This window comes from Sporichthya brevicatena (assembly GCF_039525035.1).
Taxonomy (GTDB): Bacteria; Actinomycetota; Actinomycetes; order Sporichthyales; family Sporichthyaceae; genus Sporichthya; species Sporichthya brevicatena.
Genome location: NZ_BAAAHE010000036.1, coordinates 40499 through 58027, shown reverse-complemented (window position 1 = coordinate 58027; position 17529 = coordinate 40499). Strand labels below are relative to the sequence as shown.

The window sequence follows — 17529 nt, the reverse complement described above, 5'->3', positions numbered from 1 at the left end:
AGAATCTACCTGGCACGGCGGCGGGTCTACCGTCGGGTTTCGGGTTCGCCCTTCCGGTGCCCTTCACCCGAGTTCCTGGCTACATCGAGTGCCGCTCGCCGGACAAGGCCGCCGACGACGGCGGCTGGTACCGCACGACCGTGGACTGTGGCGAGACGACGGTCAAGGCGCACGGCGAGCAGGGCGCGCCGCCGGAGATCCCGGCGCCGAACCAGCAGGAGACCGCGGACGCTGTCGTCTCCGTCGTGAAGGACAACGCGGTTGCCGAGGCCTCGGGCACGGTCGCCGGCTTCGTGCAGGGTCCGCTCGAGGTCGGGTACTCCGTGGCGCAGGCGAAGATCGTCGACAGCACCACGCCCGGCAAGGCCCCGACGATCACCTCGCAGACCTTCGGTCGGTTCTCGGTGAACGGCCAGGACTTCGGCTTCAACCAGAACGGGTTCCGCTACCTGGGCCAGGAGGCCAGCTCCAAGGACGCGATCGCCCAGGCGAACGAGGTCCTGAAGAACGCCGGGATCCAGCTCGACGTCGCGCCGATCGAGACGGCCACCGACGCCGCCACCGGGGCGATGACCTACACCATTGGTGGTCTCAAGGTCACGACGACGCAGGCGGTTCCCGGGGCGGAGCCGCTGACGGTCACGTTCATCCTGGGCCGCGCTTCGGTCAGCGCGCTCAACGACGCCATCGACTTCGCGAAGTCGGACAGCGTCGGATCGGGGTCGGCCAACTCGGGGGCGAGCACCGACTCCACGACCGCCGGCGGCATCAGCGGCGCCGACACGGGTGCAACCGTGGACGCCGCTGGTGCCCCGGCGGTCGATCTCGGCACCGGCGCCGTCGGTGCCCTGCCCGGTACGGACACGGGCCTGAGCCCGCTGCCCGAGGGCGTCGCCGACGTGGCCGGCCCGCTCGTCTCCGGGGAGATCCTCCCGACCTCACTCGGGTTCGTTCCTGCCGCCGCTCAGCGCGGCACCGACACGGAGCTGCTCTACGGGCTGCTCCTCCTGGGTGGCATGGCGGTGCTGGGCGGGCACCTCCTGTTCGGTCGGTTCGCGATGAACCGCGGCGTCTGACGGCGCTCTGGTTCCCGAGGTCCGTCGTCCCGGTCGGGGGCGGCGGACCTCGGCCGTTCGTCCCCGGTTCCCCAGCCCGACCTCCGGAAGCTCAACGCTGACCCGAAGGACTCCTGATGAATCGACTTCAGGGTGACGCGGGACCCGTCCCGCTGCCCACGCCGGAGACGTACGGCCGTGACCTCAACGAGGTCATGCAGACCGTCGCCACCGTCGGCCTGTGGGCGGGCACGATCGCTCTGCTCGTCTACGCCGCCAGGATCGGCCGCCAGGAGCGCTCGCCGCTCCCCGTGTTCATCGTCCTGGCCGTCGCCGCCGGCAGCATCTTCGAGCCCATCTACGACATCACCTACCACCTGCACTGGCTCGGAGCAGACGCCGAGGGCAACGGCCCCCAGTGGACGCTCTTCACCTCGTTCGGACTGCCGCAACCGGTCTGGGTCATGCCGGCCTACGTGGTCGTGTTCGCGTTGCCGGCGGTGCTCCTCTACCGCGCCTTCGCGGCCGGAGTGACGCTGAAGAAGATCTACTCCTACGCCGCGTTGACCGCCTTCACGACGGCGCTGTTCGAGACCATCGCGGTGAACTCGGGCCTGTACACCTACTACGGGGAGGCGCCGATGCGGTTCCTCAACTACCCGTTGTTCATCGCGTTCATGGAGTGCGCGCAGATCACCGGCTTCGCGGTGCTGTGCGCGGTGATCAAGCTGCGCGCCACCAAGTGGCAGCACAACCTGATCGTGTTCATGGTGTTCCCGGCGAACTTCGCGTTCGAGTGCCTCGGTGCGGGCTTCCCGACGCTGGTCGCGATGAACGCGCCGAACCCCTCGACGGCGATCATGTGGGCCATGGCTCCGGTGAGCATCGGCCTGGCCGCGGCCGGCCTGTACTGGACCAGCCAGGCGCTGTTCGCGGTCCAGCGGCTCGCGGAGCTCGAGGGCCGGGCCCCGTCGCTCTCGCCGATGAGCCGCACGGAGCGGATCGCCGCCACCGTCGTCTGACGACCGATAGTTGGTACCTTCGCCCGCCGGCTTTTCCAGTCGGCGGGCGGATGTGCTTAAGCTCCCAGCAGCTCCATCCGGCGGCGCACGTTAACTGTGGTTAACTGACCCGACACCGTCTCACCCGGAGGTTCCCCGTGACCGAGAAGATCGTCATCGCCAACTGCGGCGGGTTCTGGGGGGATGACCCCACGGCGGCGAAGCGGCAGGTCGAGGGTGGGCCGATCGACTACCTGGTCATGGACTACCTGGCCGAGGTGACGATGGCGATCCTGCAGAAGCAGAAGGCCAAGCGCCCTGAGCTGGGGTACGCGGGGGACTTTCTGACCCAGCTGCGGGACGTGCTGGTGCCGTGTGTGGAGAAGGGCGTCACGATCATCGCGAACGCCGGCGGGGTGAACCCGCATGCGTGTGCGGCGGCGGTGGAGAAGCTCGCGACCGAGCTCGGGGTCCGGGACAAGGTCAAGCTCGGTGTGGTGTCCGGGGACGACCTGTACACGGACCTGGACGATCTGCTCGCCTCGGGTCAGGCGCTGACGAACATGGAGACCGGCCGTCCGCTCAGCGACATCCGCGAGCGGGTGCAGTCGGCGAACGTCTACATCGGGGCACCGGCGATCGTGCGGGCCCTGGAGCTGGGCGCGAACGTGATCGTGGCCGGGCGGGTCACCGACACCTCGGTGGCGATGGCGCCGATGATCCACCGCTTCGGGTGGGCGGCCGACGACTGGGACAAGCTCGCGGCCGGGGTGGTGGCGGGGCACATCATCGAGTGTGGCTGCCAGTGCACGGGCGGGAACTTCACCGACTGGCACCTGGTCCCGGACCACCGCAACATGGGCTACCCGTTGGTCGAGGTGTACCCGGACGGGGAGTTCGTCGTCACCAAGCACCCGGGCACCGGGGGCCTGGTCAGCGTCCACACGGTCTCCGAGCAGTTGCTGTATGAGATGGGCGGCCCGGCCTACCTGTCCCCGGACTGCATCGCGCGCTTCGACTCGATCGAGCTGGCCCAGGAGGGCCCGGACCGCGTCCGCGTCTCCGGCATCGTCGGCGCGCCGCCGCCCGAGCTGCTCAAGGTCGCCGTCTCCTACTCCGACGGGTACCGCTCGGTCGGGCGGCTGCTGCTCTCGGGCCCGGACACGCTGCGTAAGGCCAACAAGGTCGCGGAGATCTTCTGGCACGCGGCCGGCGGGATGGACGCCTACGAAGAGGCCTCGACGCAGTTCATCGGCTGGGACGCCTCCCACCCCTCGCTGACCGCCACCGAGCCCAGCGAGGTGCTGGTCCAGTTCGGGGTCCGCGACCGGGACCGGGCCAAGATCGAGGCGAACTTCGCCCCGATGGTGGTCGGCATCATGCTTCAGGCCCTGCCCGGCATGACGGTGCCGGCCGACCAGGGCCGCCCGCGCGTGGCCGAGGTCGTGGCCCACTGGCCCGCGCTGATCGCCCGCGACGCGGTCAAGGCCACCGTCACCGTCGACGGCAACACCGAACCGGTCTCCTCGGCCGCCGCGGCCTACACCGATGTCCGCGTCGCGCCCGCGCCGCTGGGCAAGGCCACCCCGGCCGACGACGCCCGCGAGCTCGCCGACCTGCCCGGAGATTCGCAGACCGTCACCGTTCCGCTGATGCAGCTGTGCATCGCCCGCTCCGGCGACAAGGGCGACACCGGCAACGTCGGCATCCGCGCCCGGAGCCCGGAGATCTACCACTGGATCAAGGCGAACCTCACCTCCGAGGTCGTCAAGCAGCAGTTCAAGGGCATCTGCAACGGCGAGGTCGAGCGCTTCGAACTGCCCAACCTGCTCGCCCTGAACTTCCTGCTGCACGAAAGTCTCGGCGGCGGTGGCGCGAACTCGCTGCGCTTCGACGCCCAGGGCAAGACTTTCGCCCAGTACCTGCTCGCGATGGAGGTCACCGTCCCGGCCGCCCTGGTGGCCACCGCCGCGTGACGCTCTCGGAACGGCTGCGGGCCGGCGCCGCGGCCCGGCCCGCCCGGATCGTCTTCTGCGAGGCGGACGATCCGCGCGTCCGGGCCGCCGCCGGAACCTTCGGGGACGGCCTCGGCACGCCGGTGTTGCTGACCGCCGAACTGCGGGAGCAGGTCCGACCCGACCTGACGCCGGGTCATGTCGAGCGGCGCGCCGCCCGGGGCGTCTCCGCCGAGGACGCGGCCGCCGAACTCGACGACCCGCTTCTCGTCGGTGCGCTGATGGTCCGCGCGGGGCTCGCCGACGGGGCCGTGGCCGGCGCGGTGGCGACGACGGCCGCGACCGTCCGTGCCGCGCTCCGCGGCATCGGTCCGGCGGCCGGGGTGTCGACGGTCTCCAGCTTCTTCCTCATGGACTGCCCGCACGCCGCGGGCGGTCCGCGGACGGTCGTCTTCGCCGACGGGGGAGTGGTGCCCGACCCGACCGTCGAACAGCTCGCGGACATCGCCGTGGCGTCGTCGGGCAGCGCGCAGGCGCTGCTGGGCGAGACCGCCCGGGTGGCGCTGCTCAGCTTCTCGACCAAGGGCAGCGCCCAGCACCCGCGGGTCGACAAGGTCCGGGCGGCCCTCAAGCTCGTCCAGGAGCAGCACCCCGACCTCGCGGTCGATGGTGAACTTCAGGCGGACGCCGCGCTCGACGCAACTGTGGCCGCGGCGAAGGCGCCCGGCAGCCCTGTCGCCGGTGCCGCGAACGTCCTGGTCTTCCCGGACCTCGACGCCGCGAACATCGCCTACAAGCTCGTCGCCCGCCTCGGCGGGGCGGTCGCGGTCGGCCCGGTGCTGCAGGGCCTCGCGCTCCCGATGAACGACCTGTCGCGCGGCGCGAACGCCGACGAGATCGTCGACCTCGCCTGCGTCACCGCACTCCAGGCCGCCGCTATCCGGCCACCGGCGTAGCGCTCGGCTCCGGCGTTGCGGCCGGGCTCGCCGCCGGCGTCCCGCTGGGCTCCGGCGACTCCTCGCCACCCGGCGAGGCGTCGGGGGAGGCGCTGGGTTCGCCGATGGGCTCGTCCGGGACCTCCGGCAGCGGCGGCGGGGCGACCGCGGGGCGCTCGGTCAGCAGCGTCCGCGGGTAACCCGGGTCGCGCTCGCCGAGCCGGGCGTCGTCCCACATGCCGTTGCCGAGCAGCGCGAGCACCTGGGTGATCTCGATGGCCTCGGTCTTGAGCTCGGCCGGGACCAGCCGGCTGACCTGGGCCACGCGCATCGCCTCGGCCTGGGTGAGCAGGCCGAGCATGACGCGGGTGTTGAGTTCGCGCTCGTCCTGCGGGTCCGGGGCGGCGTAGAGGGCGTCGGCGGCCGCGGTCAGCTCCTTCGCGAGCCGATCCAGTTCGTCGGACGATCCGTCCCGGATCGCCTTCACCTCGGCTTCGACCGGGGGGATCTTCGCGGCCTCCACCGCCGCCTTCCAGTCCTCGATCGTGCCCTCGGGGCGCACGTTCTGGTACTCGCGGTTCTGCGGCACACCCGGCTGGGGCTGGGACAGCGGCGCGCCGGGTGCCAGGTCGGTCCCGGCGAATGACGGGACGTCGACGGCCCGGTTGTACTCGAAGCCAGGGACCTCCTGCTCCTGTGTGGTGAAGGGCGCGAGTTCGTCACTGCCGAGGTCGTAGGTCCGGTCGGCGATGTACCGGACGCGGCCCATGATCAGCTGGATTTGCCGGTTGAGCTGTTCGTTGTCCTTCCCGCGGAGCGCGGCGCCGAGCTTGGCGAGCCGGGCGTGGGCGATGTAGAGCTCGACCGCGTCGCGGTAGTTGGTCAGCGCGCGGGGGGCAGGAGGGAAGGGCTCCCGCTCCGCGAGCGACTCCCGGGTGGTCAGGAACTGACCGAGGGCGAGGTCAGCGGCTGCGTCGACGCTCCGCTCGTCGGCCTTGTCCGTCCGCCACTCGTTGACGGTCTGCAGGTACGAGACCGCGCCCTGGGACATCCCGGCGAAGTCACCGACGACCTCCCGCTTCCAGCGGTCGCCGGCGGTCTCCTTGTCGTCGTCCGAGCCGCTCAGGGCGAGGGCGACCCCGCCCGCACAGAGGACGACGAGCGCGACCACCGCCGCGATCCACTGATTGCGCCGCTTGCTGTACCAGCGGTTGCGCCGGGCGGCTTTACCGGTCACCCGGCCGGGTCGACGAGCCATGATCTCCGCATCCTGCGAGGGGTCCTGGGACGGGCGCCCCGGAGGGGCCCTGAAGTCTAACGACGCAGTTCGCGTCGGGGTCGGCGCCGAACGCCGGCTCTTCTACCTTGTCAGCTGTGTTTGGCCGTCAGTAACCTGTCCCCCGGGAGGGTCCCGCTGCCCACCCCCTTCGACGGTGCCCATCGCGGATGTCAGCCGCACCGGGCCCGACGGGGAGCCGGCGCACTGGGGATGGTGAGCCGGAGAAGCCGCGACCGCATGCGGAGGCTTCGAACTCCCCGCGTGCCGTCGGGTCGGTTCCACCGGGACGGGAACCGACCCGACGGCCTTCTCCTTCTCGCGGCCGTCCATCGCGCGCCTCCCTTCCCGTGTCGCGTCACTGAGAGTCGCTGTTAACCAAATCCTGGCCCTCGAACGGGCTTGCGCCGGTTCAATGTGCCCGGTTAGTGTTAACCACGATAAACGTGGACGCCCCCGGCGTCCCGTCCGACCCCCGACCGGAGGGACTCGCCGTGCACTACAACTTCGGGATCGAGTGGCTGAAGGCTTTTCGGGACGCCCCCGAGACGGTCTGCGCGCTCTATGAAGATGAGGGCTTCGTCTTCGAGGACGTCATGCTCGATCAGCACAACATTCACACCAAGCCCGACCTGCTGCGCCTGTTCTCGCTGTACGCCAACAAGGACGCGACGAACGGCTTCGGCATCCACAACTTCAAGATCCGGTCCTACGTCGGGGACCGCCGCTCAGGCCTGCTGCGCTGGGAGTGGGCCCCCGAGCACGCCGGGATGTTCATCGGCCTGGACGTCGCGGGCAAGCCCTTCGGCACCCAGGGCCACACCTTCCACATCTACAACGAGGCCGGCCGCATCGTGCGCGAGTCCTCCTGGTGGGACGCCGGCGCGGTCCTGCGCCAGGTCGGCCCGGTCAGCCCGACCAAGAGCCTGACCGGGGTCACGGGTGTGGCCAAGGCGGGCGACGGGTCGGCCTTCACCCGCGCCGGCTCCGGCCTGGAGCACGCGCAGCGTTGGTGTGCGGCGGTCAGCAACGACGTCGAGGCGCTCGGCCACCTCTACTCGGACTACTTCACGTCCGAGTGGAACATGGTCGACGACCACCTCGAGGACACCATCACCGACCGCGAGATGCTCGCCGCGCAGCTCGGCGGCCTCTCCAGCGGCGAGAACGGCCGCTGGACGCTGGAGGCGACCGAGGTCTTCGAGGGCAACGGGCACCAGCTCACCCACTGGAACCTCACCGTCGAGGGCGCGAGCACCTACCGGGGCCTGCCGACGAACGGCCAGACGATCCGGACCCTGGGCTCGACCTTCCACCAGTTCGACGAGGAGGGGAAGATTCTCCTGGAGTCGACCTGCATCGAGGACAACCGCGTCTTCGTGCAGCTGGGCGTCCCGATTCTCCGCCCGCACTACTGGGAGGAAGACTTCGACATGGCGGCCTTCGTGGCGAGCCTGGGCGCCTGAGCACGAGTTCGTCGCCGGCGCGGACGCCCGCTAGGTTGGGCGTCTGCGCCGGTGTTGATTCCGGCGTGACCGGAACACAGGAGGCGAGTGGCATGACCGAAAGCCCGATCCGGGTGCTCTGCATCGGGGGCTCGACGCGCCCGAACTCGAGTTCGGAGAAGGCCGTGCGGGTCAGTGCCGCGGCCGCGGAGGCCGAGGGAGCGGTGGTCGACCTGATCGTCAGCCGCGACCTGATGCTCCCCATTTACGACACGGAGACGTCGGAGCGGACCCCGGAGGCGGAGCGGTTCGTCGCGGCGGCCCGGGCCGCCGACGCCCTGATCGTCGCTTCGCCGGGCTACCACGGTTCGATGTCGGGGATGATCAAGAACGTTCTCGACTACCTCGAGGACACCAACAAGGACGAGCGCGTGTACCTCGACGGGGTCCCGGTGGGCTGCATCGCCGTGTCCTACGGCTGGCAGGCCACCGTCTCGACGCTGCAGAGCCTGCGCACGACCGTGCACGCGCTGCGCGGCTGGCCGAGCCCGTTCGGCGCCACCATCAACGCGACGGAGAAGATCTTCGATGGCGACGGCGCCTGCATCGACGAGCGCGCCAAGTTCGGCCTGGAGACCGTGGCCAAGCAGGTCGTCGAGTTCGCCAAACTGCGCAAGGCGGGGCTGGTCACGGACCTGGCAGTGGCCGGTACCGTCTGACCACGGCCGGTCCCGGCCGGTGGCCCGTCGACAGGAGCCTCGGTGAGCGTCCCTCCGGATGTACCCGTCGTCGTACTGGCGCAGGGGCGCACACGGACCGAACAACAGCTGATCCGCGAGTGGGTCGCCGCGAACCACCGCGGGGCCCCGATCCGCGACCTCGACTCCGAGGCCAGCTTCGACGACCTGTCCGACGACACCCTCCTGGTGCCGGTCCGGGTCACCTGGGTCTCGACCTCGTCCTCCTCGCGCCGGCCCTCCGAGCTGCTGGCCCACCTCTCGCCGCGGCGCCCACCGGGCCCGCTGCAGAAGGTCCTGGTGCGCAACTCCCCGGGCCGGGCCGGCGTCGTCCGCGGCGAGCCGGCCACGGTCGGGGACCTGCGTGCCCGGTTCGCCGAGGAGACCGGCAACGCGTCGTCGTTCGCGACCTTCGTGAGCCGGGTCGCCACGGTGGCCGTCGACCGGGCGGAGCGCCGCCTGATCGGTGACCGTTACAAGGTCCCGCGCCAGGTGGTCGAGCAGATCACCGCGTCCTCCCGCTTCCGCGCCAAGGCCGCCGAGCTCGCACAGCAGCTCAGCCGACCCGAGGCCGAGGTGCTCGCCGAGGCCCGCGAGTGCCTGAACGAGCTCGTCACCGTGCAGAGCCCGGCTGCGATCGACGCGTTCCGCACCGTCCTGTCGCCCATGCACTCGCGGGCGTGGAAGGTGCAGGTCGACACCTCGAACCTGGAGCGCCTGCGCGCGCTCAACAAGGAGCAGGCGCTGGTCTTCCTGCCCGCGCACCGCTCGTACGTCGACCCGCTGGTGCTCGCCGAGGTCCTCCACGAGAAGGACTTCCCGCGCAACCACCTGCTCGGCGGCAACAACATGTCGTTCTGGCCGATCGGGCCGCTCGGCAAGCGGGCGGGCGTCATCTTCATCCGCCGGGCGGACACCGACGCCGCCGGCGACGCGATCTACAAGTTCGCCCTGCGCGAGTACCTCGGATATCTGACGGCCAAGAAGTTCAACCTCGAGTGGTACATCGAGGGTGGCCGGACCCGGACCGGCAAGCTGCGGCCGCCGAAGATGGGCCTGCTCGCGTACCTGGTCCGCGCGCTCCAGGACGAGCGGACCGAGGACGTCGCGATGGTCCCGGTCTCGATCGTCTACGACCACATGGCCGAGGTGCGCGCGCTGGACGCCGAGCAGGGCGGCGCTGCGAAGGCGGCCGAGAGCACCCGGTGGCTCGCGCGCTACGTCCGCGGGCAGCAGCGGATGAGCGGCAACGCCTGGATCCGCTTCGGGGAGCCCTTCTCGCTCCGGCAGGCGCTCGACGAGGCGGGGGAGGGTCCCGCGCAGCTGGACAAGGTCGCGTTCCGCATCTGCGACGGCATCAACCGCGCGACGCCGGTGACCTCGTCGGCGTTGCTGACGTTCACGCTGCTCGGCAGTCACGACCGGGCTCTCACCCTCGCCGAGGTCGGTCGCGTCCTGGCCCCGCTGCTCGACTACCTCGACGCCCGCGGCATCCCGCGGACCGACAACGACTCCGCCTCGCCGCACTCGCTCCGCGAGGAGGCCGGGCTCCGCGCCGCCCTCGACCACCTGGTCGCCGTCGGCGTCGCGACGGTGTTCACCGGTGGCCCCGAGCCGGTGTGGTCGATCCAGGCCGGGCAGCACCGGGTCGCCGCGTTCTACCGCAACGGCGCCCTGCACCACCTGGTCACGCGCGCGATCGTCGAACTCGCCCTGCTCGAGGTGTCCGCCAAGCCGGTGTGCGAGTCCTCGATCGCCGAGTCGTGGGCGGAGGCGCAGCGGATGCGCGACCTCCTCAAGTTCGAGTTCTTCTTCCCGCCGAGCGAGCAGTTCCGCTCCGACGTGGTGAAGGAGCTCCAGCTGCTCGACCCGAACTGGGAGAACCAGGACGGGCCCGACGGCGGCGCCAAGATCCTGTCCTCCTCGCGGCTGCTGGTCGCGCACCGGGCGCTGCGCTCGTTCTTCGACGCGCAGCTCGTCGTCGCGACCGCGCTCGCCGAACGGGACCCGGCCGCGGAGGTCGTGACCGGTCCGTTCCTGGAGGAGTGCCTCGGTCTCGGGCAGCAGATGCTGCTGCGCGGGCGCCTGCACCGCGCGGACTCCGTGTCGCGGGAGCTGTACTCGACGGCGCTGCGTCTGGCCCGGCACCGCGGGTTGCTGGAGACGGCGGCCCCGGGCACCGTCGAGGCCGAAGCGGTGCAGGCCGCCCGGCATCACTACCTCGCCGAGGTGACCGACGTGCTCGAACGGCTCGGCCGGATCGACCGGCTCGAGGCTGACCTGCTCGAAGAGGTGCTGGGATGACTCTGGACAAGCTGCTGGCGGACGTCTTCTCCTCGCCCCGCGGGCCGGAGATCGGCGCCTTCTTCGACTACGACGGCACGCTGATCACGGGCTACTCCGCGACGACCTTCTACAACCAGCGCTTCAAGGACCTCGACATCGGTCCCCAGGAACTGGCCAGGACGCTGTGGACCGCCGTGCGGGGAATCCACACGGAGGAGGACTTCGCCGCGCTCCTCGAGCTCTCCCTCGGTGCCTGGAGCGGCAAGACCGAGGAGGACATGACCAAGCTCGGTCAGAAGCTCTTCGTCTCCGAGATCGCCGGCAAGCTGCACACGGAGATCTGGGAGCTGGTCGAGGCCCACCGCGCGATGGAGCACACCATCGTGCTGGCGTCGTCGGCGACGCGGTTCCAGGTCGAGCCGATGGCCGAGGCGATCGGGGCCGACCACGTGCTGTGCACCCCGCTCGAGGCGATCGACGGCGTCCTCACCGGCCGCACCGGCGGCACGCCGCTGTGGGGGAGTCAGAAAGCCAACGCCGTCGTCGATCTCGCCCGCGCCAAGGGCATTGACCTGACGCGCTCGTTCGCCTACAGCAACGGCGACGAGGACGTCCCGTTCCTGTCCACGGTCGCGCACCCCACCGCGGTCGCGCCCGACAAGGGTCTGCGCGAGGAGGCGGAGCGGCGCGGTTGGCCCGTGCTGGACTGCGTGCCGCGCGGGAAGCGCCCGGGCGTCGTCGATCTCGCCCGCACCGGCGCGTTCTACGGCGCCTTCGCCGGAGCGTTCGTGGCCGGCCTGGGCGCGGGCCTGCTCAACCGCAGCCGCGGGCAGATCGTCGACATCACCTCGACGATCGGCACCGACCTCGGCTTCGCGCTCGCCGGGGTCGAGGTGAAGGTCATCTCCGGCGCCGAGCACCTGTGGTCGCGCCGGCCCGCGGTGTTCATCTTCAACCACCAGAGCAACATCGACGCGGTCGTCGCGATGAAGCTGGTGCGCCAGAGCTACACGGGCGTGGCGAAGAAGGAGGCGAAGAACATCCCCGGCTTCGGCCAGCTGTTCCAGATCGCCGACGTCGCCTTCATCGACCGTGGCAACGTCAAAGACCCCAAGGCCGCGCTGGCGCCGGCGGTCGAGAAGCTCCGCAACGGCCTGTCGATCGTGCTCTCCCCGGAGGGCACGCGCTCGCCCACCCCGCGCCTCGGGCCCTTCAAGAAGGGCGCGTTCCACATGGCCATGCAGGCCGGCGTCCCCATCGTCTCGATGGTGATGAAGGGTCAGAACGAGGTCATGTGGCGGGGTTCTCAGACCGTGCGGTCCGGTGTCATCGAGGTCGTCGTGCTCCCGCCGGTCGAGACCACCGACTGGAAGGCCGAGGACGTCAGCGCGCACGCCGAGGCGATCCGCAACGACTGGCTGCACACGCTCGCGCACTGGCCGGGCCGGCCCTCCGCTCCCGAGTCGGTGACCGACGGCGCCGGAAAGGCGACGCCGTGACCACCGAGACCCCCATGGCGAGCGCCGAGTGGGGCGGCGGCAGCGACGTGATGAACGCCTTCGAGGCGCTCATGTGGCGGGTCGAGGACGCCTCCCCGGTTCGGTCGACCTGCGTCGGCATCGAGCTGCTCGACGGCACGCCGAACTGGAACGCTGTCGTCGAGACGCACCACCGCCTGACCCGGCTGATCCCGCGCCTGCGGCACCGCGTCGTCTCCCCGCCGATGGGGCTGGCGCCGCCGCGGTGGGCCGAGGACCCGAACTTCGACCTGCACTACCACCTGCGCCGGACGCGTCTGCCCGACGACGCGGGCTGGGCGGGCCTGCTCGCTGCCGCGGAGAAGGCGGCGATGCGCGGCTTCGACCGGGCGCGCCCGCCGTGGGAGGCCGTGCTCTACGAGGGCATGCCGGACGGCAAGTCGGCGTACGTCCTGAAGCTGCATCACTCGATCTCCGACGGTCTCGGGATCATGAAGCTGCTGACGTACCTGAATCCGCCGGCCGGGCTGGAGACCCCGCCCGGCCCGGAACTGACGCCCCGTCCGAGCAAAGTGATGACGCCCCTCGACGCCCTGCGCGCCCACGCGGTCGAGGGCGTGCTCGGGACGCCGGACGTCCTGCGGAAGGCCGGCGGCACCGCGCTGCGGGCGCTGTCGAACCCGCCGGAGTCGGTCCGCGCCTCGGCGCGTTACACCTCCTCGCTCAAGCGGGTGCTCTCGCCCCCCGCGGCGGAACCGTCCCCGCTGCTGGCGGAGCGGAGCACCAACTGGCGCTTCGCCGCGCTGGACGTCGACTTCGCCGCGCTGCGCGCGGCCGCGAAGACCGTCGGCGCCTCGATCAACGACGCCTACCTCGCCGCCCTGCTCGGCGGGTACCGGCTCTACCACGAGGCGATGGGGGTGCCCCCGCAGCCGGTGCCGATCGCCATCCCGATGTCGCTGCGTCCCGCGGAGGCCGCGAACGGCGGCAACGAGATCGCCAGCGCCCGCCTCGCCGGACCGATGGAGATCGTCGACCCCGCGAAGCGGATGCTCGAGATCGGGGATCAGGTGCGCCGCGCCCGCGCTGAGCCGGCGATGAACAACCTCAGCGTGATCGCCCCGGCGATCGCCCGGCTCCCCGCGGGCGTCATCGCCCAGATCGCGGGCGGCATGACGAGGGCGAACGACCTCCAGGCGAGCAACGTCCCCGGTCCCCGGGTCGAGGTCCACCTCGCCGGGGTGCGCGTGGAACGGTTGTACGGGTACGCCCCGCTGCCGGGGTGTCCCGCGATGATCACCCTCGCGACGCACGGCCCGGTCGCGTGCGTCGGCGTCAACTACGACGCGGCGTCGTTCACCGACCCGGAGACCTTCGTGCACTCGCTCGTGGGCGGGTTCGACGAGGTGCTGCGGGTCGGCGGCGACAACCCGCCGCCGGTGCTGGCGCGCTAGGAGGGCGGCGATGAGCGAGCCGTTGACCGATGCCTACGTGGGCGGCACCGGGACCCCGATGGTGCTCTTCCACGGCATCAACGGGTCCTGGCGCATCTGGCGCCCGGTGATCCCGACGCTCGAGCAGCGGCATGCGCTGTTCGTCCCGACGCTGATCGGCCACCGGGGCGGCCCGGAGCTCGCGGCCGGCCCCAACGGCATCCGCGTCATCGCGGACGACATGGAGAACCGGATGGACAAGGCGGGGATCTCCCGCGCCCATCTGGTCGGCAACTCCCTGGGTGGCTGGCTCGCGCTGGAGATGGCGGCCCGCGGCCGCGGCCGGTCCGTCGTCGCGTTCTCGCCGGCGGGCACGTACACCTCCGAGCGCGACCTGCGCCGGATCGGGACGCTGCTCAAGGTGGCGAAGGCGACCGCGCATCGGAAGTCCGTCGCCCGACTGATGGCGAAGCCGCGTACCCGGAAGGTGCTGCTGCGCTCCGCGATGCTGCGCGGCGACCTCATCCCGGCTGAGGACCTCGCCGGCATGAACGAGGACCTGCAGGCCTGCACGATGCTCGACGGCCTGCTCGCCTCGCTTCGGCAGACCGGCCCGACCCGCGAGCTCGCGATCGCGGCCGACTGCCCCGTCCGCATCGTGTGGGCCGAGCGCGACCGCACGATCCCGTACAAGCGCTACGGCGCGCCGTGGCGGGAGATCCTTCCCGGCGCCGAGTTCCTCACGATGCCCGGCATCGGGCACGTCCCCATGTACGACGACCCCGCGTTGGTGACGCGCACGATCCTGGAGTTCACCGACCGCGTCGACCACCCCACGACCCCACCAACCACCCGACGTGCGACGGAGGAACCCGCCGAATGACCACCACCGACTTCGAGCTCACCGGCTCCCAGGGCAAGCTCGTCGTCCGTAAGGCGACGCCGGCCACGGCACAGCGCGTCGTCGTGATCGCGCACGGCTTCGGTGAGCACTCCGGCCGGTACGCGCACGTCATCGACCGCCTGGTCGCCGACGGGGCCGTCGTGTACGCGCCGGACCACCGGGGCCACGGCCGGTCCGACGGCCCGCGGGCGGTCGTGGACGACGTGGAGGCGATGGCGGACGACCTGAACCTGGTCGTGGCGCGCGCCGCCGAGGAGAACCCCGGCCTGCCGCTGGTGCTCATCGGCCACTCGATGGGCGGGCTGATGTCGCTGCGCTACGCCCAGCGGTACGGCTCGGCGCTGACCGGGCTCGTCGTCTCCGGCCCGTTCCTCGGCAACCCGGCGATGGCGCCGCTGCTCGACATGGAGGTCCTGCCGGACATCCCCATCGACCCGGCCGCGCTCTCGCGCGACCCCGCCGTGGGCGAGGCCTACGCGGCGGACCCGCTGGTCTACCACGGTCCGCTGATCAAGGAGTCGTTCGTCGGCATGTTCGCCGCCGTCGAGGCCGTCGCCGCCGGCCCGGTGCTCTCGCTCCCGGTGCTGTGGGTGCACGGCGAGGCCGACCAGCTCGCCGACTACCCGTCGGCGAAGGTCCTCGTCGAGAAGGTCGCCGGCAACGACCTCCTCGCCCGTTCGTACCCGGGCGCCGCGCACGAGGTCTTCAACGAGACCAACAAGAACGAGGTGCTCGACGAGGTCGCGACCTTCGTCGCCCGCGTGGCCTGACGCCTCGTCACCCTTCTGCGGGATGACGTCCCGTACGCGCCCGTGTCAGCCCTCCTGCGGGCTGACACGGGGCGTCCCCGGGACGTCATCCCGGGGGCGTCAGTCGCCGGCGTTGACGAACTCGTGCCGGAGCGGGGAGCCGGAGAACGTGCCGAGCATCTTGAGCTCGGCCGCGAAGAAGGTGAGTTCCTCGAGGGCCCGCGCCAGACCCGGCGAGGCGGGGTGGCCGTCCACCTCGGCGTAGAACTGGGTGGCCGCGAACTGTCCGTCGACCATGTACGACTCGAGCTTGGTCATGTTCACGCCGTTGGTGGCGAACCCGCCGAGTGCCTTGTACAGCGCGGCCGGCAGGTTGCGGACGCGGAACACGAACGCGGTCACGACGTCGGGGGCGTCCTCGGGGACCTCCGCGGGCTCGCGCGCGAGCATGACGAAGCGGGTCGCGTTGTGCGCCTCGTCCTCGACGTTGCGCTCGGCGATCTCAAGTCCGTAGAGCTCGGCGGCCGGCTCGGGGGAGAGGGCCGCGGCCGTCGGGTCGCCCGCCTCCGCGATCTCGCGCGCCGCGCCGGCGGTGTCCCCGGCGACGACCGGGCGCAGACCGAGGCGGCGGATCGCCTTGCGGCACTGGCCGAGTGCGTGGGCGTGACTGTGCGCGGTGCGCAGCTTCTCCACCGGGGCGCCGGGCAGCACCATCAGGTGGAAGTGGATCGGCAGGAAGTGCTCGCCGACGATGTGCAGCCCGGACGTGGGCAGCAGGTGGTGGATGTCGGCCACGCGACCGGCCACGGAGTTCTCGATGGGGATCAGCGCGCGCTCGACCTCACCGTCGACCACGGCGGCGAAGACGTCCTCGAAGGTCGGCAGCGGCACGGTCGGGTGGTCCGGCCACGCCTGAGCGCACGCCAGCTGCGAGTTGGAGCCGGGCTCACCCTGGTAGGCGATCCGGCCGGGGGATCGACCGGGAGACGGTGAACTCACTCAGTCCTCAACTTCCAGCAGGGTCAGCGCCGCGTCGATCCAGATCGGTAGGTGCCGGTCCGCGGCCGGGTCCCGGGCGTCGAAGGTGTAGGTGAGCATGACCCCGCGCATCGAGGTGAAGAGCAGGTCGCGCACCGCCGGGAAGTTCGGGTGCGCCGAGAGCTTGGGCCCGTACATGACCGCGACGGTCTGCCGGATCGCCGCGCCGAGGCGATGCTCCTCGGGGCGGAGCGTCTCCCGCAGCTCCGGACGGGTGCGGCAGGCGACCCAGAGCTCGACCGCGGCCCAGAAGTAGGGCTGCTCGAACGTCGACCAGCACCGCTTGACGGCCGCGATCACCCGCTCGCGGTCACCGCCGGACTCCGGACCCAGCCCCGCGGCCCAACGCTCGCCGTCGAGCAGGCGCTCCGCGGCCAGGTGCTGGGCGGCCGCGACCAGCAGCGCGTCGCGGGAGGGGAAGTGGTGCAGCAGACGGCCGCGGGAGACTCCGGCGCGCGCCTGGATCGCGAGCGTCGTCGTGTCCGCGTAGCCCTTCTCGGCCAGGCAGTTCACGGCGGCCTCAAGGATCAGGGCGCGGCTGTCCGCGCTCCGGTCCCCGCGTCGGCGGCCGGCGCCCGGCGCTCCGTCGGTGGGACCGCCGGAGGAGGGGGCCTGCGCAGGGTCCGTCACGCACGTCAGCGTAGTGAACGGGGCCGGAATACCCCTCGACCTGCCAAGAGATATCCCGTTCGGCGCGTTGAACACCACCGAAGGCAGATGTGGTCTGATGCACACGTAACGGATGCTGCTCGGGCGGAGGCTGCAGGTTCGCCGTCCCGGGCCGGCAGCCGACCGACTAGCCAAAGGAGCAGCTCAGCATGGCTTACTTCGCCGACGCCAACGAGGTCGACAAGTACATCGGTGGTGTCTTCCGCGCTGCCGCGGAGCACCCGGAGAACGGCCCGAAGTTCAAGTCCGCGGGCATCGTGATGAAGGTCCTCTACACGGACCCCGACGTCGAGATGAACATCGTCATGCGCGACCCGATGCAGGTCGTCCTCGGTCCGATCGACGAGGAGGCCGACGTGACGCTGATGATGAAGGCCGACACCGCCGACAAGTTCTGGCGCGGTGAGTACAACCTCGCCGTCGGCATGGCCAAGGGCGAGGTCAAGGCCAAGGGCCCGGTCAACAAGATCCTCAAGCTCGTCCCGCTGACCAAGCCGCTGTTCCCGATGTACCGCGAGGCGATCGCGGAGAAGGACGCCCAGGGCTGACCTCCCCGGCGTCGGCCGTA

General features: G+C 71.1%; 15 protein-coding genes. 12 read left to right on the top strand and 3 right to left on the bottom strand.

Annotated features, from left to right (window positions below; translation table 11 throughout):
* Window positions 1-56 precede the first annotated feature (56 nt).
* The 4 genes from ABD401_RS18565 (at window position 57) to ABD401_RS18550 (ending at window position 4967) form a co-directional block, all read left to right on the top strand.
* Window positions 57-1076 (top strand): hypothetical protein, encoded by a 1020-nt coding sequence (locus tag ABD401_RS18565; RefSeq protein ID WP_344607466.1) that lies wholly within the window; start codon window positions 57-59, stop codon window positions 1074-1076.
* A gap of 116 nt (window positions 1077-1192) precedes the next feature.
* A complete protein-coding gene (locus ABD401_RS18560; RefSeq protein WP_344607464.1) occupies window positions 1193-2077 on the top strand; it encodes a hypothetical protein in 885 nt (294 codons plus the stop codon).
* 137 nt (window positions 2078-2214) lie between these two features.
* A complete protein-coding gene (locus ABD401_RS18555) occupies window positions 2215-4032 on the top strand; it encodes an acyclic terpene utilization AtuA family protein (protein WP_344607462.1) in 1818 nt (605 codons plus the stop codon).
* On the top strand, window positions 4029-4967 hold the full coding sequence (locus tag ABD401_RS18550; RefSeq protein ID WP_344607460.1) for a phosphate acyltransferase: 939 nt from the start codon (window positions 4029-4031) through the stop codon (window positions 4965-4967). The genes ABD401_RS18555 and ABD401_RS18550 overlap by 4 nt, the downstream gene beginning before the upstream one ends.
* Here ABD401_RS18550 and ABD401_RS18545 read toward each other — a convergent pair.
* Window positions 4948-6204: a hypothetical protein gene (locus ABD401_RS18545; protein ID WP_344607458.1), complete on the bottom strand. Its 1257-nt coding sequence runs from the start codon at window positions 6202-6204 to the stop codon at window positions 4948-4950. The genes ABD401_RS18550 and ABD401_RS18545 overlap by 20 nt on opposite strands.
* Window positions 6205-6668: 464 nt before the next feature.
* Between ABD401_RS18545 and ABD401_RS18540 the strand changes: the two genes are divergently transcribed.
* The 7 genes from ABD401_RS18540 (at window position 6669) to ABD401_RS18510 (ending at window position 15275) form a co-directional block, all read left to right on the top strand.
* Window positions 6669-7688: an ester cyclase gene (locus ABD401_RS18540; protein WP_344607456.1), complete on the top strand. Its 1020-nt coding sequence runs from the start codon at window positions 6669-6671 to the stop codon at window positions 7686-7688.
* Window positions 7689-7780: 92 nt separating this feature from the next.
* Window positions 7781-8386, top strand: a complete 606-nt coding sequence (locus ABD401_RS18535) for an NADPH-dependent FMN reductase (protein WP_344607454.1) — start codon at window positions 7781-7783, stop codon at window positions 8384-8386.
* Between the two features lie 42 nt (window positions 8387-8428).
* On the top strand, window positions 8429-10708 hold the full coding sequence (locus tag ABD401_RS18530) for a glycerol-3-phosphate 1-O-acyltransferase (RefSeq protein WP_344607452.1): 2280 nt from the start codon (window positions 8429-8431) through the stop codon (window positions 10706-10708).
* A complete protein-coding gene (locus ABD401_RS18525; protein ID WP_344607450.1) occupies window positions 10705-12189 on the top strand; it encodes an HAD-IB family hydrolase in 1485 nt (494 codons plus the stop codon). The genes ABD401_RS18530 and ABD401_RS18525 overlap by 4 nt, the downstream gene beginning before the upstream one ends.
* Window positions 12186-13622, top strand: coding sequence for a wax ester/triacylglycerol synthase domain-containing protein (locus ABD401_RS18520; RefSeq protein WP_344607448.1), 1437 nt, complete (start codon window positions 12186-12188; stop codon window positions 13620-13622). Before ABD401_RS18525 ends, ABD401_RS18520 begins: the two co-directional genes overlap by 4 nt.
* A gap of 10 nt (window positions 13623-13632) precedes the next feature.
* A complete protein-coding gene (locus tag ABD401_RS18515) occupies window positions 13633-14484 on the top strand; it encodes an alpha/beta fold hydrolase (protein WP_344607446.1) in 852 nt (283 codons plus the stop codon).
* Window positions 14481-15275, top strand: a complete 795-nt coding sequence (locus ABD401_RS18510; protein ID WP_344607444.1) for an alpha/beta hydrolase — start codon at window positions 14481-14483, stop codon at window positions 15273-15275. Before ABD401_RS18515 ends, ABD401_RS18510 begins: the two co-directional genes overlap by 4 nt.
* Before the next feature lie 99 nt (window positions 15276-15374).
* Here ABD401_RS18510 and ABD401_RS18505 read toward each other — a convergent pair whose 3' ends face one another.
* Both ABD401_RS18505 and ABD401_RS18500 read right to left on the bottom strand, forming a co-directional pair.
* Complete coding sequence (locus ABD401_RS18505; protein ID WP_344607442.1) at window positions 15375-16253, bottom strand: prephenate dehydratase; 879 nt, start codon at window positions 16251-16253, stop codon at window positions 15375-15377.
* Window positions 16254-16922: a TetR/AcrR family transcriptional regulator gene (locus tag ABD401_RS18500; protein ID WP_019877523.1), complete on the bottom strand. Its 669-nt coding sequence runs from the start codon at window positions 16920-16922 to the stop codon at window positions 16254-16256. It lies immediately after the preceding gene.
* A gap of 188 nt (window positions 16923-17110) precedes the next feature.
* Between ABD401_RS18500 and ABD401_RS18495 the strand changes: the two genes are divergently transcribed.
* On the top strand, window positions 17111-17509 hold the full coding sequence (locus ABD401_RS18495) for an SCP2 sterol-binding domain-containing protein (protein WP_019877522.1): 399 nt from the start codon (window positions 17111-17113) through the stop codon (window positions 17507-17509).
* Window positions 17510-17529 lie beyond the last annotated feature (20 nt).

What these genes read in the sequence shown, in the direction of transcription:
- ABD401_RS18525 (WP_344607450.1), top strand. Translation starts at nt 10,705, where the DNA reads ATGACTCTGGACAAGCTGCTGGCGGACGTCTTCTCCTCGCCCCGCGGG.
- ABD401_RS18560 (WP_344607464.1), top strand. Translation starts at nt 1,193, where the DNA reads ATGAATCGACTTCAGGGTGACGCGGGACCCGTCCCGCTGCCCACGCCG.
- ABD401_RS18515 (WP_344607446.1), top strand. Translation starts at nt 13,633, where the DNA reads ATGAGCGAGCCGTTGACCGATGCCTACGTGGGCGGCACCGGGACCCCG.
- ABD401_RS18545 (WP_344607458.1), bottom strand. Translation starts at nt 6,204, where the DNA reads ATGGCTCGTCGACCCGGCCGGGTGACCGGTAAAGCCGCCCGGCGCAAC.
- ABD401_RS18495 (WP_019877522.1), top strand. Translation starts at nt 17,111, where the DNA reads ATGGCTTACTTCGCCGACGCCAACGAGGTCGACAAGTACATCGGTGGT.
- ABD401_RS18510 (WP_344607444.1), top strand. Translation starts at nt 14,481, where the DNA reads ATGACCACCACCGACTTCGAGCTCACCGGCTCCCAGGGCAAGCTCGTC.
- ABD401_RS18535 (WP_344607454.1), top strand. Translation starts at nt 7,781, where the DNA reads ATGACCGAAAGCCCGATCCGGGTGCTCTGCATCGGGGGCTCGACGCGC.